The sequence below is a fragment of the Natronorubrum halophilum genome (assembly GCF_003670115.1).
Classification (GTDB): Archaea; Halobacteriota; Halobacteria; order Halobacteriales; family Natrialbaceae; genus Natronorubrum; species Natronorubrum halophilum.
On record NZ_QQTY01000002.1, the window covers coordinates 99,470 to 123,719 of the forward strand.

Genomic DNA, 24,250 nt, shown 5'->3' on the forward strand with positions numbered 1-24,250 from the left:
ATGGGGCGGAAATAGCTACGGATATCGCTCGTGGACGCGATTCATCCGAGGTCTTCGTCTCGCTCGGACTCTCGGAGGATGAACGGCCCCATCGCCAGCGTTCGCTTGGCGACGGTGGCGATCCGGAGGATGTACACGATGAAGACGACGAACGGCGAGATGCCGATGACGAAGCCGGCGCTGGTGATCCAGACGAGGTTGTCGATGCCGAGCGTCGTCCCGATGAACGTGCTTCCGTCGACGTACATGATCATGATCGCCATGACCGTCAGCGCAGGCACCGAGATGTACAACAGCGCGCGCGAGAGATTGATCAGCTCCCACTGGAAGTACAGCGTCTTGAAGTGCTCGCGGGTCGGCCCGAACAGCTGTAACGTGTCGATCATGTGGCCGATCTTCTCCGACGCGTCGTCGGAGAGCGAGTCGTCGTGGTCGGCCCGGATCTTGCGCGCGTCGTAGATCTTCCGCGAGTAGTTGAAATTGAGCGCGCTCCAGATCACCTCGAAGGTTCCGAACTGGGAGTTCTCGAGGCCGCTTTTGACGCTCTCGGCATTCCCCGTCGCGTCGTCGACGTAGTCGGCGATCTTCTCCCGGAGCGCTTCGTCGCGTTCGTCTTCCATGGTCTCCTCGAGTTCGTTCGCGCGCTCGTGGACGCCGTCGACGAGTTCCCAGAGAAACGCGGCGGGTTCGGGCGGGCTCGTCTCTTCCTCGATCGTGTCCTCGACGTCCTCTCGGAACTCCATCGAGCCTTGCATCCGATCGCGCTGTTGCCCGACCGCGCCGAGTTCCTGGGAGAGCACCAGCTGGTTGATCGTCACGACGATCGAGGTGCCCGTGATGATCGCGCCGATGAACGACGAGAAGAGCCAGAACGTACCGTTGTGGGTCTCGACGATCGTCCGCAGCGGTGCGAGGCCGAGCAAGCTGGTTGCGACGAGGACCGCGTAGACGACGACCAGGATCGCGCCCGTAAACGCCCACCGATTCAACTTGAGTAATACCCACAGCCGCACACCACCGAGTCTGTCCCCGTCGTTCGACTCGTCACTCGAGTCCACGTCGCTCATCAACTGTCGAAACGGACGACAGCGGCGGACAAAATACCCCTCCCGGAAGTCGACGGCCTCGTGTCAGTTGGGACCGAGTTACGTACCTGACAACGTTCATTCCGTTCCGGGTCGAGCGTCCGTCGGTCTCGAGCCGAACCCGCTCGAGCGGGTCGGTGCGATGTTACGAGCAACGATAACACTTGTACGACCGGCGCTTGTGGGTTCGACCTGTATGAGCGAGTCCGGTAGGAACGATGAAACAGCGAATACGATAGCGGACCGCGTTCGCGGCGGGAAACCGGCGGTGTGGTTTCTGGTAAAGGGAAATCGGCTGGCCATCGCTGGTACGATGCTCGGTACCGCGTACGTCTTGCTCATCGCACTCGGCGAATTCGGGCCGGGATCGATCTCGAAACTGTTCGGACCCGATCCGATATTCGCGCTGTTTACGCCGATCGTCATCGGCATCATCATGGGCGTCAGCCTCGTCTTGACGTTCAACCAGCTGGTCCTCTCGGAGGAACTCGGTCCCGTCGGCGACCAGCGCGAGCGGATGGCCGAGGCGATGGAGTTCCGTCGAGACGTCGAAGCCGCCGTCGGTCGGGAGACCAGTCCGCCGGAACCCTCCTCGTTTCTGCGCGGGCTCGTCGAGACGACCGGGACGCACGCACAGACGATTCTCGACCGACTCGAGGCCGAGTCCGACCTCGACGAGACGGCTCGCGAGGAGGTCTCCGAGTACGCTCACGGGATCGCCGAAGATGCACGACGCGTCACGTCCGATCTCGAGGGTAAGCAGTTCGGAACGTTCGACGTAGTGGCGTCGGTGCTCGAGTACAACTACTCCTGGAAGACCTACACCGGTCGGCGGATTCGGAACCGCCACGCCGAGGCGCTTTCGGACGAGACGCTCGAGGCCTTCGAGAACCTGCTCAGCGACCTCGAGTTCTTCGGGCCGGCCCGCGAGCACTTCAAGACGCTGTACTTCCGGTGGGAGATCATCAACATCTCGCGGGCGCTGGTGTACGTCTCCGTGCCCGCGTTGGCGGTCTCCGCCTACATGATCTTGATCTTCGAGACGGGCGATATCGCCGGCACGACGGCCGGCGTCGATCACGGACTGGCGGTCGTCGGCCTCGCCTTCGCGATCGGCGTGACGCCGTTCTCGATCTTCCTTTCGTACATCCTCCGGATCGTCACCGTCGCCAAGTGGACGCTGGCGATCGGCCCGTTCATCCTCCGGGAAACCGATCGCGGGTCGGATGTCGAATGGGAGTGATCGCGACGCGCGAGTCGTGAAGCCGTCGACTCAGTCGCCGTCGTCGTCGGTGACGTCGAACGGACCGGCGTCGGGATCTTTCTGCGGTAACATCGGCCCGATGGACGACGTTCGACGGGTGACCGTCGCCGTCCGAAGGATGTACGACACCAGCAAGGCGAGCGGCGAGACGACGATCCCGACGAGTGCGCTGACGATATAGGGGAGGTAGACCACGCTGATCGTCGGACCGGTGAAATCCGCGTAGATGAAGCCGACCAGCATGGCCGACAGGATCGCCGGCAGGCCGCAGTAGATCGTCAACTGCGAGAACCTGGTCAGCTCCCGCTGCAGGTACGTCGTCTTGAAGTGCTCGCGAGTCGTGATGAACAGTTCCAGCGTCTCGATCAGCTCGTCTATCGCCGCGGTCGCCTCGTCGGACAGCGAGTCGGCGTACCGTTCCCGGAGCTGTCTGGCGACGTACAGTTGCCAGGCGGCGTCGTAGGCGATCGCCGCCGAAACCGCCTGAAACGTCCCGAACGTCGTATGCTCGAGCGTATCGTCGACCTGTTCGGTACTCTCCTCGATACCGTTCGTGTACTTACCGATCAACGCCCTAATCTCGGAGTCGCCGAGGCTGTCGGTAGCGTCGTCGAGGGCCGTGGCGTGGTCGTTGATCGCTTCGATGAGTACCTCGAGCAATCGCGACGGCGAGGCGGGACTCGCGGGCACGCTCGCCGCCTCCGCGACGTTCGATCGGAACTCCATCACGCCCTCGAGTTGGTCGCGCGCGCCGCCGGCGGATGCGAACTCTTGAGAGAGGATGAGCTGGTTGATCGAGACGACGAGCGTGACCAGCGAAAAGGTTCCCGCGATCATCCCGCTGGCGACTCGGGTGATCGAGGCGTCGTTAGTGAAGGCGATGACCCCGATCTCGTTCAGGCTGAGAAATAGCACAAAGACGGCGGCGGAGATGAGCATCGCGATGAACAGACGGTCCCCCTCGACCAGAACCCACTCTCGGAGTCGGGTTACCGAATCGGTTCGCTTCCCCATCTCCGTACCGTGGGACTCGAGCGTCTCGTCGGTCTCGGACGACCCCATACTGTCACGGTCGCGGGAGGCGACAATAAGGCCCTGCGTTGCACATACTGACTCCCTGTTCGTTCGCGTACCGTGACGGGTTCGGATCGATTCCGACGAACGAACCCGAACACTGACGGTTCAGGGCCTACACTGAAATGCGTCCGGGCTGATGGTTTCACCATGTCCGGTTATGTGAACCGTCCGCGAGTCCGTCCTCCATGCCGAACGAGGGATCGACGCCGATGACCCCCTCGACACTGAGTCGTCGTCGGCTGCTTGCTACGTTCGGGGTCGGATCCGCGGCCGCCCTCGCCGGCTGTAACGACGGGGGTCCCGGCATAGACGGCAACCCGGAGTACCAGGGCGGCAATATCGGCGAAATCGACGGCGAACCGCGCACGGAGGACGAACTGGTCGCCGCGGATTCCCTCGCCCAACAGGAGATCAGCGAGAGCGTCACCCCCCTCGAGGGGCTCTCACTCGTCGATCACGAGTTCGTTTTCGAGGGCGGGTATCTCGGCTCGACCGTTCAGGGAACCGTCGAAAACACCAGTGGCGATCGGATCGAGTTCGCGGAGGTCCGCGTTCGGGTCTACAACGACGCCGGCAATCAAATCGGCCGATACCTCGCTACTACCGGCGATTTCGACCCCGACACGAACTGGGAGTTTCAGGTCGTCATCCTGAAGCCCCCGTCGAATCTCGCCGAGTACGATATTACCGTTCTCGGGACGCCGACTTGAGCCGAGCGTCGACGTGGATCGGTCCCCGTTGCGCACCGCCGAAATCGCTACTCGCTCTCGAGCAGTGAGTCGTCGACGCCCTCGCGGACGGTCTCGGGAGAGATGGCGAGCGTGTACGCGGGACGTCCTTTTCCGGTCGGTGAGGTCCGTTCGGTGTCGATCTCTTCGACGAACCCTTCGTCCTCGAGACGGTACAGCGAGCGCATCACGTCCGCTTCGGTGATCGTGCCGACGACCTCCGTATCGACGTTCTCGAGTTGGGTTCGACAGACCCGCCGAAGGTCGTGCGTCTGGATCGACGTTTCGCTTTCGCGGTGTTGGACGGTGACTCCGAGTAGAACGACCTGTTCGGTCAGTGAGAGGTTCTCGAACCTCGGTTCAGTAGTCATAGTTGGCGTTCCACCTCGTCCGTGGTAGTCGTTGCTTTTCGATACAGTGTGAGCAAACCTGATGAATAGTCGAGCGCGTCACGTTCCCACGCGGCCGGCGGACGGACGGCGTCGCGATCAGGTGTTCTCTTCGTCCTGTAGCTCCGCGAGTTCGGCTTCGACCTCGCTGTCGTCGACGTCCGCTTCCATCTCCTCGAGTTCCTCCTCCGACACCTCGTCTTCGGTATCGCTATCGGGTGTCGGCTCGGCCTCTTCCTCGCCCATGTCGGATTTGAGCGTCTCGAGTTCGGCCTCGACGCCGCTGTCGGTCGAGAGCGCCTCGAGTTCGCGGTCGATGTTGTCCTTGTCCGAGAGCACGTCGTCGAACGCGCCGGTTTCGTGGAGTTCGTCGAGCGCGGCGGCGCGCGCCTCCATGTCCTCGGTCTGTTCCTCGGCGCGTTCGATGGCGCGGCCGACGTCCTCGAACTCCTCACCCGTCGCCGTCATCGCTTCCGAAACCGTCGAACTGGCCTCGGCGGCCTCGTAGCGCGCCTTCATCGTCTCCTTTTTGGTGCGGAACTCCTCGATGCGGTTCTGGAGTTCGTTTTTCTGCTCGATGAGCTGATCTTGCTGTCCCTGCAGATCTGAGACCTGGCGCTCGAGATCCTCGATCTGGTTCATCTTCGTCTTCTTCTTCTCGAGGGCGCGTCGCGCCAGATCCTCGCGGTCCTGTTGGACCGCAGTTCGGGCCTGTTCGTTGTGTTTCTCGACGTTGTCCTCGAGCCGTCGCTTTTGCATCTCGAGGCGCTTTTTCTGCGTGGTGAGATCGGCGATGCCGCGTTTGACGTCCTGGAGTTGGTCGCGCATCTGCTCGTAGGAGTAATCGAGCGTCTGCGTCGGATCCTCGGCTCGGTTGAGCACCGAGTTGATCTTCGACCGGATGACGTAGGAGGTCCGAGAGAGGATGCCCATACTCGTACGTATCGCTCGTCACCCTTAAAAACATCACATCAGCGACAGACAATGAACACAGCACATCCGGCGGTTCTCGCCGATTTGATTAGTCGTCGCGTCGCTAGTCCAGGTATGAACGACATTCTCGTACCCGGCGGTCGCGACGTTCGCGGGACGCTCGAGACGCCCGACGCGGACGATCCGGACGCGATCGTCGTCGCCTGCCCGCCACATCCCCAACGCGGCGGTTCGCGCAGCGATCGGCGTCTCGTCGCGGTCGGCGACGCGATCCGCGAGGCGGGCGTCGCCTGCCTCCGCTTCGACTACGGTACGTGGGACGAGGGTTACGGCGAGCGCGAGGACGTTCGTAACGCCGTCCGGTGGGCCGCCGATCGCTACGACTCCGTCGGGCTGTTCGGCTACAGCTTCGGCGCGACACTCTCCCTGCTCGCCGCGGCGACTGTCGACCGCGAGATCGACGCCGTTTCCGCCCTCGCACCGACGGCTCGACTCGCCGACGACCTCGACGCCCGCGCTGCGCTCGAGGCCCTCGAGTGTCCGGTCCAGATCTGCTACGGCGAGCGCGATTCGACCGTCGACTGGGAACCGGTCGTCGAACGCGCTCGAGCGCGCGGCGACGCGGTCACTGCACTGCCGGCCGATCACTTCTTCGTCGGCCAGAACGGAACGATCGCCGACGCGGTCGGCGACTTCTTCGAACGGACGCTGCTCGAGTCCGCCTAACGGCCGCGGACTCCGCTCAGTCCCGACCGTGTCGAGTCAGACACTTCGAGAGCCCGATCAACTCGACGGGTTCGGAGTTATCCGGCGAGTAGACGACCATCTGGCCCTTCTCCATGTAGGGCACCTTCGACTCGAGGTTGCTCGGGATGTTGACGCTCTTGATCGCGTCCTCGTCGCCGAGGTTGAGCACGATGGTGGTGTTGATCTGTTTGAAGACGGCGTCGTGGATGTCCTGCGGATCCTGGGTGATGAGGAAGAGCCCGAGTCGCTCCTTGCGGCCCTGTTTGGCGGCTTCGGTGAACTTTCGGATGACCTTGCCCGCCTGCACGCTGTCGGCGTCGGTCAGGAAGTTGTGCGCCTCGTCCATGCCGAGGACGAGCGGCGTCTCCTTGATCCGGTCGTAGGCCGGGTCGTTCGAGAGCTTTTCGTCGATCAGCAGCGAGGAGACGGCGAGAACGATCGCTTCCGTCGCTCGCGTGTCGTTGATGTGGTAGGTGGGGACGACGGTGAGTCCGCCCGGACGGACGAACTCGTGGACGAGGTCCGTGATCGGCCGCGCGTCCTGATCGAAGACGTGACCGAATCCGAGCACGCGGCGGCGGACGGCGTCGAAGGTCGCCTCGTGGACGCGCCCGGACTCGTCGAGTTCCTCGCGCAACGCGGGGTCGTCGAGGAAGGTCGTGAACTCCTCGTACGTACCGGCGTCGCCGTACTGCTTCCGGAATCGCGGCAAGAGCACGCTGACCAGCGCGCCGTACTGGTTGTCGTTTAACCCGCTGCCCGCGACCAGCCACGGGTTCTCGTAGACCATCGCGAAGGGAATCGTGAACTCGACCTGTTCCGCGCGGTGGTGTCCCGCCGAGTACGTCGCCGACCCGACTTTCGGAATGAACGCCGTCGTGTCCTCGTGGCCGCCGTAATCGATCCCCTCTCGCTCGAGCCGCCGCGCGAAGTCGTCGTCCAGTTCCGGATTGTCGTCGTGCATCTGGGCGTACTCGTCCTGGGGGTCGAACTGGACGACGGCGGTGCCGACCTCGCGACCGTCGTCCATCGGATAGGTCCGCTCGTCCGCGAGGTACTGCCGGAGGACGTTCTTCGCGCCGTGGGTCTTCCCCGATCCCGTCCCGCCGGCGATCAGGGTGTGCCGGAACACGAGCGGATCGCCGGCCTCGTAGTCGTCTTTGAGCCGATAATCGATCGTCGGCGGCGACGCCGCGGTCCTGACCTTCTCGCCGCCGACCGAGAGGTGGCCCAGAAAGACGCCGTCCTCGGGGATCTTCAGCCCGGTCTTGATCTCCGCGGTGTCGTCCGCCGTCCGGATCACCGTCTGGGGTTTGGGCACGCGATCGGTCATCCGCCGTTTGAGTTCCCCGTCATCGTCGTACAGGACGGCGATCGGTTCGACGGACGCGACGAACTTGTAATCCGCTTCGTCGACCTCGTCCGCCCGCATCGCGCGTCGCGAGTGAATCTCCGTCGCGTCGTCGGCGTGGTACTGCTGGGCGTACTCGAGGCCGGTAATGCGACAGAACAGCGTCTCGTCGTCGGGGTAGGGTGCGAGCAGGTAGCTCCCGATGCGGATCGACGATCGATTGCCCTGAGTCACGTACGCGCGCAACGTCGTCTCGTCCTCGTCTTCGGCGATGCGAAGGCCCTGAGAGACGCAGATCGTCCCGATACCGACGTCCTCGCCGCGCGGTTCGACGGGCGTGGGTTCGAACTCCTCGTTCGTTCCCGCGTTCGTACCTGTCGAGTCGTCTGCACTCGTCTCGGATGACGAAGATACGCCCGTATCGGACGACAGGTCGCCTGTCGCGCCGGAATCAGCGTCTGCGTCGGCGTTGAATTCGCCGAAATCACCCAGATCGGTCATATCAACTTCATCTGGCCCGGTCCTCAAACGCGTTTCCCTCCCGTCGCGACCGTAACGTGTGTGGAAAAATACAATTCCACTGCACCGGTACACACTGCACTGTCGGAGAAGCGGGATCGTTCACCGGTCTCCGACCGCTCCACTCGGTCGTGGCGGCGGGTTTCGGTCGGCGACTCGAGCCGGCGGGACGTAACTCGACAGCGAGGATCAGTTGATGCGTTCGGAAAAACGGTCGTCAGGAACGTCGTTGGCACGGATGGGGGCCGTGTGGACAGCGAGGCGGAGGCTACCCGCGGACGAGGGTCCTAGTCGGAGATCTGGACGGTCGACATCGTCTTCTCGTGTCGTGTGACCAGCCCGGACTCGTGATCGAACTCGAGGACGCCAATGTCCGCCAGCAACGGGAGGTGCGCGTGGTAGAGCGAGAGCTTCGCGCGTTCGGGGTCGGAGAGCGAGTCGACGTCCTGGGAGGCGACGGTCGATGCGAGTTGTTCGACGGACAGCGGTCGGTCGTGCTCCGCCAGACTCGAGAGCACGTGCATCCGAACCGGGTGGACGAGCGCCTCGAGCAGCTGATCGCCGTTTTCGCTCTCGTAGAGGTCGAGCAGCGTCGAGAGGTCGTTCGGATGGACCGGCGGTTCGTCGGCGAGTTCGACACCGGTTTCGGCGTCCCACTCGACGATGTTGTACTCGGCCAGTCGCGGCAGATGATTGTGAACGAGATCGATTCGGACCTCGTGTCGCGCCCGTCCGTTCGAGACGTCGAACTGCCCGTTCTCGATGAGCTCCGTCGTAAGCGACGCCAGTGATAGCCGGGTCTGATGGTCGCCGAGAATATCGAGGAGACGGACTCGCTGTGGATGACAAAGCACATCGTAACACTCCGTCGGGACGTTTTCCAGTGGGCCCCGTCTCCCGTCTCCGCCGAAGTGAACATCCGAACTCATTATTCGCACTAACAACTGCAGCGGGGATAAGCACGGTTCCAAAACGATTTGGGTCGGGAATGAGTTATTACCCTTATAATACGTGGGTAATCCCTGGTGATCGTGAAACAGCTTCGTACTGGCAGTATCACGCGATCGGGAAACGAGGTACTAGCGGGTTCCGTTCCACGCGGCGTCGGAACGAGGTGGCCAGATCGCCGTCGCCTCCCATCTCGAGCGTGCTGGCGAGCGGACACGATCGGCTTCCGGGCACGGTCTTTTTGCAGTCACGTGCCCTACGGACGGGTATGATACTGGTACGCGGTCGTGCCGGCGGAACCGAACTCACCGGCACGCTGTACGAACGGGGCGAACGAGCGCCGTCGTTCCGCGGCGCTCCGGACGAAGACGCCGCGTACGTCTGGGTCTGTGACGAGTTCTACGAGGTCGACAGCGGCGGTTCGACGCAGCTCGTCGACGGCCGCGAAGTAAATCTCGCGTTCGAGTCGCCCATGCCGCGCGGATTCGACACCCGCGAACAGGCCCTCGACGGGGCGAGAGAACACGTCCGGACGCAGTTCGCTCGAATCGGCATCGACCCCACGGCCGTGGCCCTCGAGGTCGAAAAGGACGCGTCCGAGACGGGCGATTAGTCCCGACTTCGAGTTCGACGCGCCCCTCGAGCGACGACGAATGTACCACCGATGGCGAGCAGCGCCGCGAGGCCGCCCGTAAACCCGGGCACCGAGTCGTCGGTGGATTCGCTATCGGTGACGGCTTCGTCGTCCGTTTCCGTCGTCTCGATTTCGTCCGGATCCGGATTGTAGAACGACGAGACGTCCTCGCCGCCGCCGTCGATCTCGACGGTGACGCCCTGCTCGTGGATCGGCAACGGCCATTCGCGGACGAGTTGCACGCTGCTCTCGTCGAAGGAGATAACCGCGTCCGCGGGGTCGGCGTCTTCGGCGACCGCGACGGTCAACGTGGCGAGTTCGCCGGTACCCGTCGCCCCGTTGGCGGCGGGCGCTCGGTACTGGTTGAGGACCGCCGTCCCCTCCTCGTGCGTGAGTCCCGTCTCGACGTGGACGTCGGTCTCTTCCCCCTGCTCGAGCCACGGCCCCGCCTCGATATCCGTGATCTCGAGGTAGTCGGGATGGTACTGGGCGACGAGATCGACGGCTTCGACGCCCTCGCCGCCGTGTCCGCCGTCGCTGACCATCTCCACCTCGATCGTGAACTCCTCGCCGGGGTCGGCCTCGACGGAGTGCGGCGACGGCGTGATGACCGCAACCTGATCGCCGGCGAGGGCCGTCCCGACGGCGATTCCGAGCGCCGAGACGACGAGTAGGGCGACGGCCGTCGCGACGAGCAGTAGCTGGCACCGCTCGCGATCGTCCGTCCGCTGGGTAACTGTCTCATGTGAGTCGGTGAACTGCTGTCCGGCGAACTCGTTTGCGTTCGTTTCAGTACCCGTGAACTTAGGCGGTGTCCTCGGTATCAGTGCGTGCAGCGGTCTCGCCGCTCTCGTCCGCGTCGTCGTGTCGCACTTGCGCGTGTGACGGTCTCGATGGCCACTACTACCGTTCACACGTTTCCGCTCCCCTGATCGCGGTTCTTACGCGAGTAGGACTCCTACTCCACGTTCCATCGGTGATCGTCGTAGGTCCGGTCCTGAGACGTGTCGAACTGCGTCTCGAGCGTTTCGCGGAGCGACGCCTTCTCCGAGCGGCTGATTCGAGCGAGTTCGTCGGCCTTCTCGACGATCGTCGGCGGTCCGTGGGCGATCGCGACGTCCTGTAACAGCTGGATCGTCAGCCGATCGCGCGTCTCCGGATCGCGGGTGAACGCGTAGGGCGCCTCGACCCGATAGACGAGGTCGTCGCGCGGGTCGTAGACGACGAAAAAGGTCACCTCGTAGTCCTCGAGCGGCCGTTCGCGCTCGACGCCGAGCGCGTCGCCGTCGACCGACAGCGGTCGATCGACGCCGCCTCGAGAGCGGAACCAGTTGGTGTAGGTCAGCGCCGACTCGTCCCGTTCCCAGCGCGTGCCGTCGATATCGTCGACGTACTCGCCGCGCTCGAGCAATCGCGTAAACAGGGCCGAGTCGTCGTTCCACGGCGTACTCACGTCGATCTCCCGCTTGTTTTTCAGCGTTCGCGTGATCACGCGCGTCGCCGGATTCTTGACGAATCCCACGAGGGGAACGCCCCGATCGATGAACCGCTCGACCAGTCGGATGTAGTTCTCGAGGACCGTCGTCGGCCGCGGATCCTCGATCAGGAAGTCAGCGAGGTCGGGGTGTTGATCCGCCCAGCGGAGCAGTCCGCGCGGGTAGAGCGGGCCGTCGAGCACCAGGAGGTCTTCGACGTCCGCGGCGTGATCGCGGGCGTGTTTGCTCTCGGCGAGGTAGAGCGCGAGCGCGTGGACGACGCCCTCGGCGAATCGCGGGAGGGGTGGAATCTTCACGGCGCGGCTCTGGCTGTAGCCCGCGTCGAATTTTCCCCACGTCTCGTCGACCGTCATCGTCGTGTCGTTCGAGTGGACCGTCATCACGGTGGTCCGGGAGCGGTGGAGGTCGAGATCGCTCGGCGTCGCGCTCATCGCCGCCTGGGCGATGTCGATGACGAGGCCGTTTTTGAACGTCGTCGGATTGATCGTCCCCGCGTCGAGCCCGTTCTCGGTCGGGAACGGCCGATCGTGGAGGGCGACGTCTTCGCAGTCGACGTGCCGACGAACCCGTTCGTCGACCGGTTCGACGACCGTCCGGCCGTCGTCCGCGAGCGGGTCGAGAAACGATTCCCAGACCGTCTCGGCGAACGCGCGGCGGTCGCGCTCGTCAGCCCCGTGATCGATCCGCCTCGCGAGTCGCGCGATGCCGTCGAAGTGGACCGGATCGAGCGTCATGTGTGGTGGCGCACATCCCACCCGCAAAAAGTCAGCGGTCAGCCGGTCCGTCGCGGGTGTAACTCGAGAGCGGGTAAATTATTATCAGAAAACGTATACGTGATGCTGGTATGAATGGTGATACCCGATGTCCAAGCGACGGATGAAAGCGATCGAAACCGAGGATCACGCGATCAACTGGCGACAGCGCGGCGCGGCCGTCACGCTGTACGACGAAGCCAACTCGGACGCCTGGGTCCGAATGACGTTCGAAGCTGGAACCCCGCCAGAGCATCGCCTCTACATGGTCTGTGACGATTGTGGGGCCGTTTTCGCCCAGCGGACCACACCCGGAACGTGCACCGTCTGTGGCGACTGCGGCGCGACCTACGATCACCGCCGCGACTAGAATCGGACTCCGTTGACGCGACAGCGACGGTCGACCGATTTCCTCGAGTATTGATCGCGCGGAAGTATGACGTATTTCTTATCTGTTCATCAGAAACGCCCTCACTCGAGAAATCGCTCCTGTATGGTTCCGGTCGGCATCATACACTGCTCTTTCTGTCCGAACACCCGGTAGCGGTGGGCGGCGACGAAATCGTACATCCGGTCTCGCAACCGCCGCGGGAGGTATCGGAAGGGGCCGAGCAGTCGGTAGACGCCGCCGAGCAACTGCGCGATCCGGATCACCGCCGCCGACTTGACGTACGTGTCGTCGCCCTCGATCAGGACGACCGACTCGAGGTCGTGATCCTCGAGGCCGTGGTCGGCCAGCAACTGCTGGCCCACCGCGGACTGCAGCGACGCGAAGTAAAACTGCCCCTCGGTGTCTCGGGGAACGATAAACTGTACGAAGCCGTGACAGAGGTTGCAGACGCCGTCGAAGAGGACGATCGGTTCGTCGTCCGGGATGTCCGTTCCCATCGATTGTCGTCCGTTCGGGCGTGAGACAGTTCAGCGTTCCGATCAGCCGCGTTCGAGCGTCGCCCCGTCGCTACGCGGTCCCGTGTTCGAACTCACAGTGAGCTAAGCACCGCCACCGGACAGGTCGCGTTGCGAACCACGTACTCGACGTTGGGGCCGAAGAACGCTCGATGAGTTACCGGTCGCGTGTTCGATCCCATCAGGATCACGTCGGCGTCGTTACGATCAGCGATGTCGACGAGTTCCGAACCGGGGGTATCCGATACCGTGACCGTGGTCACGACCTTTGCGCCGAGTTGTCGACCGAGTTCGGCCTCGCGGTCGACGATCTGATTGCCGATCTCTATCTCTTGAGAGAGGGAGGCTCTTCCGGTGAACTGGTCGCCCGATTGCGGGCCGGCGACGACGTGCGCGATTTCGACCAGGGCGTTTTCCTCGACTGCGATGGTAAACGCGACTTCGGCGGCGTGTCGACTCGCCTGGGTCCCGATCACGGGCAACAGAATCCGTCGGATCGGTTCGTCTACCAGCGCCGGCTCTCGTTTCATGGCTTCCGACGTGCTAACGACCATGGCCGGACACGGCGTCTCCTGGACGACGTGATCGACGGTCGTGCTAAACAGCGGCTTGTTGGGGTTGCTACCGAGGGTTCGTTCGCCGAGAACCACCAGGTCGTATCCGGCGTTCACGTTCTCCAGAATGGTGTCCGCCACGCTCTCGTTGGTTTCCTGTATGAGCCGTCTGATCGTCCCTTCTTGTTCCCCCAGTCTGCTTTCAACCCGCGTGAAAGTCGACTCGGCCTCGTCGGACTCGATTTGCTGTTTCGGTCCCGTCTTCTCCGATCGGTTCCGCTCTCGAGCGAGGAAGGGATGCCTGAGCCAGTTCCGAGACCGACTGCGTGTGCTTCTCAACGCGTCAGAGTTCGTGACACAGAGGAGATCGATATCGGTCTGGAGGTGCCGGAGCAACGGGCTGATCAGCCGGGCGGCGTACCGCGTATCGACGGTTCCCCGCGTCGGCAACAACACTCGAGTGAGATTGTTGACGAAGCTGTCCTGTAAATACTCCTCGCGTTCGATTCGGGTCCGCTCCTCCGCACCCATTTCGATCTTCGGAATCGACCAGCGCATGATCGCGGGGGCCATCAGCGACGTCACGATGGCGACCATGACGATAATGCTGTACATGTTCGTCGTCAGGATTCCGAGCCCGAGCCCGATCGTGGCGACGATAATCTCCATCGCCCCTCGAGCGTTCATGCCGCCGCCGATCGTCACCCCCTCCCACTTCGAGAGTCCGGCCAGTCCCGAGACGCCCATGATACCGCCGAATTTTCCGACGCACGCGACGACGAGGACGACGAGACCGACGGTGAAGACGGTCGGATCGGTCAACGACGAAACGTCCATCCGCAACCCCGCGATCGCGAAGAACAGCGGCGCAAAGACGGAGAGGGTCATCGTCTCGAAGGTGTGTCGAACCTGGTAGTCGAAGCGTTTCACCTGGCCGACCAGTATGCCGACGACGAACGCGCCGAGGATCGCCTCGAGGCCCATGTACTGGGTGATCGCTCCCGCGGCGAGTGTAAAGATCATCAGCGTCGACAGCAACGCGGTATCGCTCCCGATGGCGTTGTCGACCCATCTGATCGTGCTCGCGATCAGGCGTCGGCCGACGGTGAACGCGACGCCGAGAAAGACGAGTACCGAAAGAACGGTCGTTGCGGCCGAACCGAGGTCGACGACGCCCGTTCGAGCGAGTCCGGCGACGGTCGCCAGCAGGATCCATCCGATCGTATCGTCGACCATCCCCGCTGCGAGAATTAGTTGTCCGATATCCCGACGAATAACGTCCAGTTCGATGAGTATTTTCGCGATGACCGGAATCGCGGAGATGCTCATCGCGGTGGCGATAAACAGGCTGAACACGACCCGCTGGTCCGGCGACGCGATGAATTCGGTCGGAAGGTACCACCCCAGCAGGAAGCCGGTCGTAAAGGGCACCACGATACCGCCGAGCGAGAGGAAGATCGCCGTTCGCCCTTTACTGATAATCAGGTCGATGTCCGTCTCGAGGCCGGTAACGACCAGCAACATGATGAGGCCGATCCAGGAGACGATCTCGAGGAGGTGAAACTGGCTCTCCGAAACCACGAACAGCGTCTCGTACACGCCCGGTGCGACGAACCCCAGCAGCGAGGGTCCGAGGACCACGCCCGCGAGGAGTTCGCCGACGACCGCCGGCTGACCGATCGAACTGAACGCTTCGCCCAGTATCCGTGCGACGAAGAGCAACACGGCGAGCTGTACGATAACGAGGTAAAGCTCGTGGTGGCCGAGCGGTTCGATAATTTCCATGGAGTCCACTCGCAGTAGCTGTCGCCCCGCATGCTACACCACCGTCATACTTCAGTCCCCAGTAAGCGGTCTGTGACAGTATCGAGAACGTATAGCTGCGCTCGAGGAAGGTATCGGCCCGACGACAACGACAGCTAATTACCCGCGGCTGCTGACCCGTCGAACATGGATGCAGCGCTGATCATCCTCGACGGGTGGGGACTCGGCGATGGAACGAGCAGAGACGCCGTCGACGCGGCCGAAACGCCGACGTTCGACTCGCTCGCGGAGTCGGGCGCGTACGGCTCGCTCGAGGTCGCGGGTCGACGGGTCGGCCTCCCTGAGGGCCAGATGGGCAACAGCGAGGTCGGCCACCTCAACATCGGGGCTGGGCGCGTGGTCCACCAGGAGTACACCCGCATCTCGGATTCCATTGCGGACGGATCCTTCCGGGAAAACGACGCGATCAATGCGGCATTTGAGCACGCCCGCGAAAACGGGGGTCGCGTCCACTTCCTCGGACTCGTCAGCGACGGCGGGGTTCACTCGGATCACGAGCACCTGCACGCGCTGATCGCGTTGGCCGCGGATCGCGACGTCGAGGCCGTCACGCATGCCTTCACCGACGGACGGGATACGTCGCCGACCGGCGGTCGAGAGTACCTCGCGGACCTCGAGTCGGTCGTCGCCGAACACGGCACGGGCGACGTGGCGACGGTCTCGGGCCGGTACTACGCGATGGATCGCGACCAGAACTGGGAGCGCACGAAGCGAGTCTACGACGCGATCGTCGAGCGCGAGACCGAGTGGACCGCCGAGTCGGCCGTCGACGCCGTCGAGGCGTCGTACGATCGCGGCGAGACGGACGAGTTCGTCGAACCGACCGCCGTCGACGGTCAACCCGCACTCGAGGATGGCGACTCGGTCGTCTGGTTCAACTTCCGCTCGGACCGCGCTCGGCAACTCACGCGGATGCTCGCGGACATTCGTTCGGAGGATTGGGCGGACGAGTTCGAGACCGACCCGCCGAAGACGGAGGTCGTGATGTTGACCCAGTACGACGAGACGTTCGATCTCCCGATCGCCTATCCGCCGAACCAGCCCGAACAGGTGCTCGGCGAGGTGCTCGCCGACGCGGGAAAGACGCAGCTTCGGATCGCCGAGTCGGAGAAGTACGCCCACGTCACCTACTTCCTGAACGGCGGCCGCGAGGTCGAGTTCGACGGCGAAACTCGACGGATCGTCGAGAGTCCCGACGTGCCGACCTACGACCTCCAGCCCGAGATGAGCGCACCCGAGGTGACCGACACGGCGATCGATACCATCGAATCGGACGATCCGGACGTCCTCGTGCTCAACTACGCCAATCCCGACATGGTCGGCCACACGGGCGACTACGAGGCCGCCATCGAGGCCGTCGAAGCCGTCGACGCGGAACTCGGTCGGCTCACGGACGCGCTCCGAGCGGCCGGCGCGCACGTCATCGTCACCGCGGATCACGGCAACGCCGACGATATGGGGACTGAGGAGGACCCGCACACCGCACACACGTACAACCTCGTACCGGTCGTCTACGTGGCTCCCGATGGCACTGCCGGCGGTGAGCGAACCGGCGACGGTTCGCGATCCTCGTCGGAGCAGCGCTCCGACGGCGGTCGAACGATCCACGAGGGCGGCACGCTCGCCGACATCGCGCCGACGATCCTCGAGTTGATCGACCTCGAGCAGCCGCCCGAGATGACCGGCGAATCGCTGCTCGAGTAGTCTCGGTACTGCGGCGCGGTTTCAGACGAGGTTGAGCAGCGGGACGACGCCGAACCAGACCAGAAACCCCAGCGAGGCGACCATCAGCCCGTCGATACGCGCGGGCTCGCTCCGACCGCGCAACCGATTCTGCAGGAGCCAGACGAGTCCGGACGCGTGGGGAACGCTGAGGAGGACGAGCGGCCCGTAGGCGCCGCCGGCCACGCCCGACGCCACCCAGACGATCGCCGTCAGGCTGGCGAGTATCGCGGTCGCCATCGCGACCGTCGCAGCGCCGTCGATGCCGAAGCGGACGGCGATCGTTTCCTTGCCGACGGCGCGGTCCGCGGCGCGATCCGGAACGCCCGCCAGCGTGATCGACGGAAGCACCGACAGCAAGAACGGGATCGAGAGAAGCCACGGCAGCGGATCGGTCGCCGCGCCGCCGAGGAGGACGAAGCCGCAGATCAACACGCCGACGCTGTGGGTGACGGCCACGTCCAGTTCCCCGAGCGTGCGGTACGATAGCTCGAGCGGCGGGATCGTGTATCCCAGCGCCAGCAGCCCGAGAACGGCCATGACGGCCGCTGCAGCGACGGGTGAGCCGGGACCGACCGCGACGGCAACGCCGCCGAACGCAACGGCCAGCAGGAGCGCGACCCCGATTCCGCGCCGGAGGTCGGCGAAGTTCAGTTCGCCGTCCACCAGTACCTGAGAGCCGCCGGTGAACGGTCCGGCGAACCCGTTCTCGCGGTCGGAGGGATAGTCGACGTACTCGTTGCTCAGGACGGTCGCCGCCTCGAGGAAGAACAGAAAGGCGAATCCGAGCCAGTAGACCGGTGACGAGAGCACGGCGCTCGAGCCCGCCGCCGCCAGCGCGCCGATGGTGTACGCCACCCACGACATCGGATAGAACTGCAGTCGCAGGGCTTTCAGCCACGCGGTCGCCGTCTGCCGGACTCGAGTCGACCGAGACTCCGGGCCGGTGGCGAGCCCTCGGCCTAGCCGAGTCGCCTTCTCGAGCCACCCCTCGCGCTCCTCGGGGGTCGACGATTCGACCGGGCCGAGGTTCGTAATCCGCGTGGTTCGAACGCCAGCGTAGCCCAGCGTCGCGCGTTTGACGGCGTTGTTGCCCGGCTGGCGATAGATCCAGCGGTAGACCCACGGCGGCATGTCCATCGTGACGATCAGTTCGGCGGTTCTACCGGAAAGCAGTTCCTCGTGGCCCGCACCCTCTCCCTCGTCGTACTCGAAGAACGCGAAGCCCGGCGTAAAGACCCGGTCGAAGAAACCCTTGAGCCGCGCCGGCATGGTTCCCCACCAGTTCGGATAGACGAAGACGAGGTGGTCCGCCCAGCGAATCCGCTCCTGGGCCTCGCGGAGATCGGGTTCCATTCGCTGGTCGGCGGGCGACTCCGCGCGAACGTCGGGATCGAACTCGCAGTCGGCGACGGCGAGCTCTCGGACCTCGACGCCGGCCTCGAGCGCTCCGTCTCGGTAGGCCTCGGCTAGCGCGCCGCAGAGACTGTCGGTTCGGGGATGACCGAGGATGATCAAGACATTCATTCAGCGTCGTACCCGCCCATAACGACGGCGATGTCCGAAAAGATAGGGCCTGATGGACTTCGTCGCGGAGCGCTGGCGATTCACCTGCGACTCGAACGCGCCCTCGAACCCGTGCGACCCGGTATCGGTACGAACCTCTCGTGAGCGCGCAATAGCCATCATATCAACGTTCAATACCGTTTCGAACTCGAGTGGGTCCACGGAGATGTCCACGTCCGACCCCACCCCCGAAACCACCGACCGAGTCGTCGAGGACTACGTCTTCGGCGTTCGCATCGTCAGCGAGACCGACGGGCGCTATCGATTCGAGGCACCCGAACACACCGATATCGCGTTCGACGGACTCGAGGACGCCCGTCTGTACGCAGACGTCTACTTCGACGTCAACGGTTTCGTCGAGGAGGGCACCGGCGAGCGCGGCGTTCCCCCGGAGGTCGTACAGGCCGGTAAGGACACCCTCGCGGCGTACCTCGTGACGATGCCCTGGGCCGACGTCAACTGGGTCGCCTCCTTTTACGGAACGACGCCGCAGGAAATCGAACGCTACTGCACGTGGGTCTGCGACCGCGCCGCGGAGATCCGAACCGAAGCGACGAACCGGGACCTCGAGTAGTCGCCTGCGCTGCCGCCGCATCGACCCGACCGTCGCCCGCTCTTCTCCCCGACGCGGTATCCAGACCGTGAGCCGCGCCGCTCGCTTTCGGCACGGTGAGCGACGGGACACCGGTGTTCACCGGGTCGACCACCGTCGACTCGAGGGCTGCTTCCCGCACGTCGCCGCCTCCACGCGCCTGTCGTTCGACACGTCTGAAATGGATATATAGCTCTCATTGGATCCAGTCTCATTACCGAGGAATACAAACTCCACTATCGTATGACTTTACGCCCCGTAGTAATATTATAAAATCTGATACCACAACGAAGGAGTTCTCCGCCTGCATGGTCGAATTTACCAGGCGGAAGCTGATGGCGAGCTCGGCGGCGGCCGCCATCGGCATCGGTGCGATCGGTACCGTGACTGGACAGGAAGACGGCGACACGCCCGGAGCACCGCGGATCAACGGCGATATCAAGCGCCTCGCGACCACGGCCCACGGCGCCGAGGTCACCGGTCCGTTCGTGTTCGAGAACGGCGAGGTCCTGTTCAGCCTCCAGCACCCGAGTCGAGACAACCCCGCGCCGTACGACACGGCGGCGGTCGGCGTCCTCGCGGGTCTCCAGTTCACGTTCAACGGGAGAAGCGACGAGTTCGACGAACTCGAGGCCCCGCGATCGAACGCGGCACAAGAGCGCGTCCAGGTCGCCGGCGGCGAGTACGATATCCTCGTCCAGGAGGGCGACGCGATCAACGGCGGCGACGAGCGGTGGGGCCACCCCCAGACGCCCGACGGCACCGATCTCGGCGAGTTCGTCGGCAGCCGGTACGGCGACGTCGGCTACAACCCCGACATGAACTTCTTCGTCTCGACCGACGAGGAGGGACTCGAGGGCTACCTCTTTACGAACAACGAGACGAGTCCGGGCTGTATCAGCCGAACGCCGATCAGCCGCGGCGAGGACGGCTGGGAGGCCGACCACGAGCACGCGATGGAACTCGAGAATCTCGAGCGCTTCCGCGAGATCGGCGGCACCCGAATCAACTGTTACGGGGACCTGAGTCCGTGGGAAACGCCGATGTCCTCGGAAGAGGATTACAGCCATCCGCGCGTGTCGGGGACGGCGACGGTCAACGACATCGTCGAGGCCGGTAGCGGCGTCGGCCTGCGCGGCGCGGCGGCGTTCTGGAACCGGCCGAACCCGACCGAGATCGCGGGTGCGCTCGACGAACTGTTCGACGATAGCTGGAATCCGCAGGGGACGTGGGCGCTGGGCGGCGTCGAGATGCTGGCCTACTACCTCGGCGCCGACCCCGTCGATCAGGACGGCGATACGAATACGACGGACCCGATCGGCGACGTCTACCCCAACCCCTACCGGTACGGTCGCATCGTCGAGGTCACGGATCCGACGGCCGCGGAACCGACCCCCGTCAAGCACCACGTCATGGGTCGGGCCGCCTTCGAGTGTCCCGAGTTCCTGCCCGACGAGCGGACCGTCTATCTCGCCTCCGACGGGGCGAACAAGGGCCTCTACAAATTCGTCGCCGAGGACCCGATCCCGAGTTACGACGACCGGATGAACGTCCGCGGGACGCTGTACGCCGTCCACGTGACCAACGACGAGGCTGCGACAAATCGCCCGCCGGCCGAGGTCGACCTCGAGATCGAGTGGATCGAACTCGGCACCGCGAGCAACGCCGAGGTCGAGTCCTGGATCGCCGACTACGACGACGTCACGCAGGTCGACTACCTCGAGACCCACGCCGAGACCGACTGGGAGGAGGACCTCGAGACTGCGCTCGCCGAGGCCGACGAGACGGTCGCGGTCGAGGGCAATCGGAACTACATCACTGACGAGGACGTTCTCGAATGGGCCCGACAGTACGAGGAACGCGGCCCCGACGGCGTCGACGAGGACCTGCGCCGCGTCCCCTTCCTCGAGACCCGCGCGGCCGCCAAGGAGATCGGCGCCACCATCGAGTTCCGCAAGGCCGAGGGAATCGACTCGCTCGACGACGCCGAGCCCGGCGACTTCCTCTACATAGGGATTTCGGAGCTCAACGACGGTATGAGCGACGACGAGGGCGATATTCGGATGGACCGCGTCGACGGCGGCGTCGTCTACCGGGCCGAACTCGAGGAGGATTACAACGTCTCGACGCTCGAACCCGCGGTCGTCGGCCCCGACGCAACTGACGCCGAGTCGACCCTCGACGTGGCACCCATCAACGTCGACAACGTCATGGTGCTCGATGACGGCCGCGTCCTCCTCTGTGAGGACAAGGGGAGCTTCGGCCGCTCGTATCCAAACGACGCCCTGTGGGTCTACGAGCCGCCAGCGGTCCTCAGCGTCGACTCGGTGGCGATCAGTCACGAGTCGACTGGCGAGGCCGACCTGACGCTCTCGTCGGTACCCGACGGCCTCGCGGGCGGTCGCGTCACCGTCTCGGTCGACCAGACCGACGTCGCCGAGATCGTCGACGCCAGCTATCACGACGCGCTCGAACTCACCGCCGGCCCGTCGATCAGCGCCGACGGATCGTCGGTCGAGTTCCGCTTTGCAGATCTCGAGAACGAAATCGAGTCCGGCGGACGAAACGTCACGGTGGCGACGCTCGAACTCGAGGGCGTCGGCACGGGGACGGCCGATATCACGGTCGACGTGCACGAACTGGACGACGATTCGGGGATGCCCATCGAACCGCAAGCCCGCCCCGGCGTCGTCGTCACCGGTCCGCCGGCGATCGGCGGCGGACCGGGCGGCAGGGCTCCGACCGATCCCGACGGCGACGGTCGGTTCGAGGACGTCAACGGCAACGGCCGACTCGACTACGACGACGTGGTCGTCCTGTTCGAGCACATCGAGGCGGATTCCGTCCAGCTCAACGACAAGGCCTTCGACTTCAACGAGAACGGACGCATCGACTACGACGACGCCGTCGCGCTGTACGACGAACTGTAACCGATGGACTGTCACGACGTCGATCCACCGGCCTCCGCCGTTCGACGAGCGAGTCACTCACTTGGCCGCTGGCGAGCGATTCGAGTGCTCGTCGTCGCCGTCGTACTCGTCGCACTCGGGGCGATAGCGATCGGTTCGGTCGCCGGAAGCGAGGGGAGCAACGCCTCGAGCGCGACCGACGCCGAACTCGTCGTCTCGGACGCGACTGTCGATCCTACCGGCACGGAAACGCACCGTCTCGCGTTGACCGACGCGCCGGAGGGGCTGGCGGGATTCGAGGTCACGCTCGCGCTGGAGTCCGGCGACGTCGCGACGGTGACGAACGCCAGTTACCCGGACCACTTCGGGCTGACGACCGATCCCGCGGTGAGCGCGGACGGTCGGACCGTCACCGTCGAAGCGGCCGACCTCGGCGACGAGATTACGTCCGGAGCGACGGACGTCACGCTGGCGGAGATCGACGTCGCCGGCGTCGAGCCCGGCGAGACGGAACTGCAGGTCACTGATCTACAGATCGACGCCGACGGCGGGAGCGCCATCGAACCGTCGCTCGAGGCGGGGACGGTGACCGTCGGCGACGGGGCGGCCGGATCATCGTCCCAGAACGACGACGGCACGGAAACTGGAACGGAGTCGGAAGCCGACTCGGACTCGGTCCCCGGCTTCGCGGCCGGAGTCACGATCGCAGCGCTCGCGACGGTCGCGACCGTCCTGTTCGTACGGCGCACCTGACGCTCCCAACGCTTTCTTTTGTCACGGCCCGAATCGATTCCGGTATGGCTCTCTGAAAGGCTGGCTCGAGGCTATCGGAACAACTGAAACGATTTACACACCCACCACACTCGTCTGGCAGCTTTACACTCCTCGACGACAACAGGGGGGGTATGGGAGACGATCCGGATACCCAAAAGTTCGCCACGAACAGCATCCACGCCGGCCAGGAACCCGATCCGACGACGGGGGCTCGAGCGCCGCCGATCTATCAGACCACCTCCTACGAGTTCGAGGATACCGACCACGCGGCCGCGCTGTTCGGCCTGGAAGAGTTCGGGAACATCTACTCGCGGATCATGAACCCGACGAACGCGATGTTAGAGGAGCGCATTGCGACCCTCGAGGGCGGCGTCGGCGCGCTCGCCACGGCGTCGGGGATGGCCGCGTTCGACCTCGCGACGTTCATCCTCGCCGACGTGGGTGACAACATCGTGAGCGCGTCGTCGCTCTACGGCGGGACCTACACCTATCTCACGCACACGGTCGCAAAGCGGGGCGTCGAGACGACGTTCGTCGACACGCTGGATTACGAGGCCTACGACGACGCGATCGACGACGACACCGCGTTCGTCCACCTGGAGACGATCGGTAACCCGGCGCTCGTGACGCCGGATATCGAGCGGATCGCGGATATCGCCCACGACCACGACGTGCCGCTGTTCGTCGACAATACCTTCGCGACGCCGTATCTGTGCCGGCCGCTCGAGCACGGCGCCGACCTCGTCTGGAACTCGACGACGAAGTGGCTCCACGGCGCCGGGTCGACGGTCGGCGGCGTGCTCGTCGACGGGGGCTCGTTCCCGTGGGACGAGGGCGACTACCCCGAGATCACCGAGCCGAATCCGGCCTACCACGGAGTCAACTTCCACGAAACCTTCGGCGATCAGGCGTTCTCGATCGTCGCCCGTACCCGCGGGCTTCGTGATCTGGGCAACCAACAGTCGCCGTTCGACGCCTGGACGACCCTGCAGAAACTCGAGTCGCTGCCCCTCCGGATGGACAAACACTGCGAGAACGCGATGGCCGTCGCGGAGTTCCTCGAGGATCACGACGCAGTCGCCTGGGTGAACTACCCCGGCCTCGAGAGCCACGAGACCCACGAGAACGCGAGGGAGTACCTCGAAGGCGGGTACGGCGGCATGATCACGTTCGGCCTCGAAGGCGGTTACGACGCCGCGGAGACGGTCTGCAACGGGGTCGACCTCGCGAGCCTGCTGGCGAACGTCGGCGACGCCAAGACGCTGATCATCCATCCCGCGAGCACGACACACCAGCAACTCTCCGAGGAGGAGAAACTCGCGAGCGGCACCACCGACGACCTCGTCCGTCTCTCGGTCGGGATCGAGGACGTCGACGACGTGATCGCCGATCTCGAGCAGGCGATCGAACTGACGTAACGATCAGCGTCGTTGCTCGGCGTACTGGTCGATACATCCGCCTGCGGTTTTGTTCTCAGCGA

21 protein-coding genes are annotated in these 24,250 nt (G+C 64.3%); 10 read left to right on the forward strand and 11 right to left on the reverse strand.

Going from position 1 to position 24,250, the window contains the following annotated elements; translation table 11 throughout:
• Positions 1–41: 41 nt before the first annotated feature.
• On the reverse strand, positions 42–1,067 hold the full coding sequence (locus DWB23_RS06580) for a hypothetical protein (RefSeq protein WP_121742041.1): 1,026 nt from the start codon (positions 1,065–1,067) through the stop codon (positions 42–44).
• A gap of 214 nt (positions 1,068–1,281) precedes the next feature.
• Between DWB23_RS06580 and DWB23_RS06585 the strand changes: the two genes are divergently transcribed.
• Positions 1,282–2,328 carry a hypothetical protein gene (locus DWB23_RS06585; protein ID WP_121742042.1) on the forward strand — a complete coding sequence of 349 codons (1,047 nt, stop codon included), beginning with the start codon at positions 1,282–1,284 and terminating at the stop codon, positions 2,326–2,328.
• Positions 2,329–2,358: 30 nt separating this feature from the next.
• Here DWB23_RS06585 and DWB23_RS06590 read toward each other — a convergent pair whose 3' ends face one another.
• Positions 2,359–3,411, reverse strand: a complete 1,053-nt coding sequence (locus DWB23_RS06590) for a hypothetical protein (protein WP_121742043.1) — start codon at positions 3,409–3,411, stop codon at positions 2,359–2,361.
• Positions 3,412–3,635: 224 nt separating this feature from the next.
• Between DWB23_RS06590 and DWB23_RS06595 the strand changes: the two genes are divergently transcribed.
• The gene (locus tag DWB23_RS06595) at positions 3,636–4,136 is read left to right on the forward strand and encodes an FxLYD domain-containing protein (protein ID WP_121743029.1); all 501 of its coding nucleotides are present in this window, start codon (positions 3,636–3,638) and stop codon (positions 4,134–4,136) included.
• Between the two features lie 47 nt (positions 4,137–4,183).
• Here the strand turns inward: DWB23_RS06595 and DWB23_RS06600 are convergent, their stop codons facing one another.
• Together DWB23_RS06600 and DWB23_RS06605 are read right to left on the reverse strand one after the other, a co-directional pair.
• Positions 4,184–4,525: a hypothetical protein gene (locus DWB23_RS06600; protein ID WP_121742044.1), complete on the reverse strand. Its 342-nt coding sequence runs from the start codon at positions 4,523–4,525 to the stop codon at positions 4,184–4,186.
• A gap of 117 nt (positions 4,526–4,642) precedes the next feature.
• Complete coding sequence (locus DWB23_RS06605; protein ID WP_121742045.1) at positions 4,643–5,476, reverse strand: PspA/IM30 family protein; 834 nt, start codon at positions 5,474–5,476, stop codon at positions 4,643–4,645.
• A 114-nt stretch (positions 5,477–5,590) separates the two neighbouring features.
• Here DWB23_RS06605 and DWB23_RS06610 point away from each other — a divergent pair, with 114 nt between their 5' ends.
• A complete protein-coding gene (locus tag DWB23_RS06610) occupies positions 5,591–6,202 on the forward strand; it encodes an alpha/beta hydrolase (RefSeq protein WP_121742046.1) in 612 nt (203 codons plus the stop codon).
• Between the two features lie 16 nt (positions 6,203–6,218).
• Here DWB23_RS06610 and DWB23_RS06615 read toward each other — a convergent pair whose 3' ends face one another.
• Together DWB23_RS06615 and DWB23_RS06620 are read right to left on the reverse strand one after the other, a co-directional pair.
• The gene (locus tag DWB23_RS06615; RefSeq protein ID WP_121742047.1) at positions 6,219–8,075 is read right to left on the reverse strand and encodes an ATP-binding protein; all 1,857 of its coding nucleotides are present in this window, start codon (positions 8,073–8,075) and stop codon (positions 6,219–6,221) included.
• 305 nt (positions 8,076–8,380) lie between these two features.
• The gene (locus DWB23_RS06620) at positions 8,381–9,022 is read right to left on the reverse strand and encodes a DUF7344 domain-containing protein (protein ID WP_121742048.1); all 642 of its coding nucleotides are present in this window, start codon (positions 9,020–9,022) and stop codon (positions 8,381–8,383) included.
• Between the two features lie 287 nt (positions 9,023–9,309).
• On the opposite strand from DWB23_RS06620, the gene DWB23_RS06625 reads away from it, so the two are divergent.
• Positions 9,310–9,654 carry a DUF7113 family protein gene (locus tag DWB23_RS06625; RefSeq protein WP_121742049.1) on the forward strand — a complete coding sequence of 115 codons (345 nt, stop codon included), beginning with the start codon at positions 9,310–9,312 and terminating at the stop codon, positions 9,652–9,654.
• Here DWB23_RS06625 and DWB23_RS06630 read toward each other — a convergent pair.
• The gene (locus DWB23_RS06630) at positions 9,651–10,589 is read right to left on the reverse strand and encodes a cohesin domain-containing protein (protein WP_238717366.1); all 939 of its coding nucleotides are present in this window, start codon (positions 10,587–10,589) and stop codon (positions 9,651–9,653) included. The two genes, DWB23_RS06625 and DWB23_RS06630, sit on opposite strands and share 4 nt — an antisense overlap.
• 44 nt (positions 10,590–10,633) lie before the next feature.
• Entirely contained in the window at positions 10,634–11,905 is a 1,272-nt protein-coding gene (locus DWB23_RS06635; protein WP_121742050.1) for a DNA double-strand break repair nuclease NurA, read from the reverse strand.
• Positions 11,906–12,032: 127 nt separating this feature from the next.
• On the opposite strand from DWB23_RS06635, the gene DWB23_RS06640 reads away from it, so the two are divergent.
• A complete protein-coding gene (locus DWB23_RS06640) occupies positions 12,033–12,293 on the forward strand; it encodes a hypothetical protein (protein ID WP_121742051.1) in 261 nt (86 codons plus the stop codon).
• Between the two features lie 101 nt (positions 12,294–12,394).
• Here the strand turns inward: DWB23_RS06640 and DWB23_RS06645 are convergent, their stop codons facing one another.
• Both DWB23_RS06645 and DWB23_RS06650 read right to left on the reverse strand, forming a co-directional pair.
• Positions 12,395–12,811, reverse strand: coding sequence for a thiol-disulfide oxidoreductase DCC family protein (locus DWB23_RS06645; protein WP_121742052.1), 417 nt, complete (start codon positions 12,809–12,811; stop codon positions 12,395–12,397).
• A 92-nt stretch (positions 12,812–12,903) separates the two neighbouring features.
• A complete protein-coding gene (locus DWB23_RS06650; protein WP_121742053.1) occupies positions 12,904–15,168 on the reverse strand; it encodes a cation:proton antiporter domain-containing protein in 2,265 nt (754 codons plus the stop codon).
• Positions 15,169–15,333: 165 nt separating this feature from the next.
• Between DWB23_RS06650 and gpmI the strand changes: the two genes are divergently transcribed.
• Positions 15,334–16,911: a 2,3-bisphosphoglycerate-independent phosphoglycerate mutase gene (gpmI, locus tag DWB23_RS06655; RefSeq protein WP_121742054.1), complete on the forward strand. Its 1,578-nt coding sequence runs from the start codon at positions 15,334–15,336 to the stop codon at positions 16,909–16,911.
• Positions 16,912–16,932: 21 nt separating this feature from the next.
• On the opposite strand, the gene DWB23_RS06660 is transcribed toward gpmI, so the two are convergent.
• Positions 16,933–18,456 carry an NAD(P)H-dependent oxidoreductase gene (locus tag DWB23_RS06660; RefSeq protein WP_121742055.1) on the reverse strand — a complete coding sequence of 508 codons (1,524 nt, stop codon included), beginning with the start codon at positions 18,454–18,456 and terminating at the stop codon, positions 16,933–16,935.
• A 205-nt stretch (positions 18,457–18,661) separates the two neighbouring features.
• Here DWB23_RS06660 and DWB23_RS06665 point away from each other — a divergent pair, with 205 nt between their 5' ends.
• The 4 genes from DWB23_RS06665 (at position 18,662) to DWB23_RS06680 (ending at position 24,188) form a co-directional block, all read left to right on the forward strand.
• Positions 18,662–19,069, forward strand: a complete 408-nt coding sequence (locus tag DWB23_RS06665) for a hypothetical protein (protein WP_121742056.1) — start codon at positions 18,662–18,664, stop codon at positions 19,067–19,069.
• 326 nt (positions 19,070–19,395) lie between these two features.
• Positions 19,396–22,017 carry an alkaline phosphatase PhoX gene (locus tag DWB23_RS06670; protein WP_121742057.1) on the forward strand — a complete coding sequence of 874 codons (2,622 nt, stop codon included), beginning with the start codon at positions 19,396–19,398 and terminating at the stop codon, positions 22,015–22,017.
• Positions 22,018–22,020: 3 nt separating this feature from the next.
• Positions 22,021–22,749 carry a hypothetical protein gene (locus tag DWB23_RS06675; protein WP_121742058.1) on the forward strand — a complete coding sequence of 243 codons (729 nt, stop codon included), beginning with the start codon at positions 22,021–22,023 and terminating at the stop codon, positions 22,747–22,749.
• Between the two features lie 152 nt (positions 22,750–22,901).
• On the forward strand, positions 22,902–24,188 hold the full coding sequence (locus tag DWB23_RS06680; RefSeq protein ID WP_121742059.1) for an O-acetylhomoserine aminocarboxypropyltransferase/cysteine synthase family protein: 1,287 nt from the start codon (positions 22,902–22,904) through the stop codon (positions 24,186–24,188).
• The last annotated feature ends 62 nt before the right edge of the window (positions 24,189–24,250 follow it).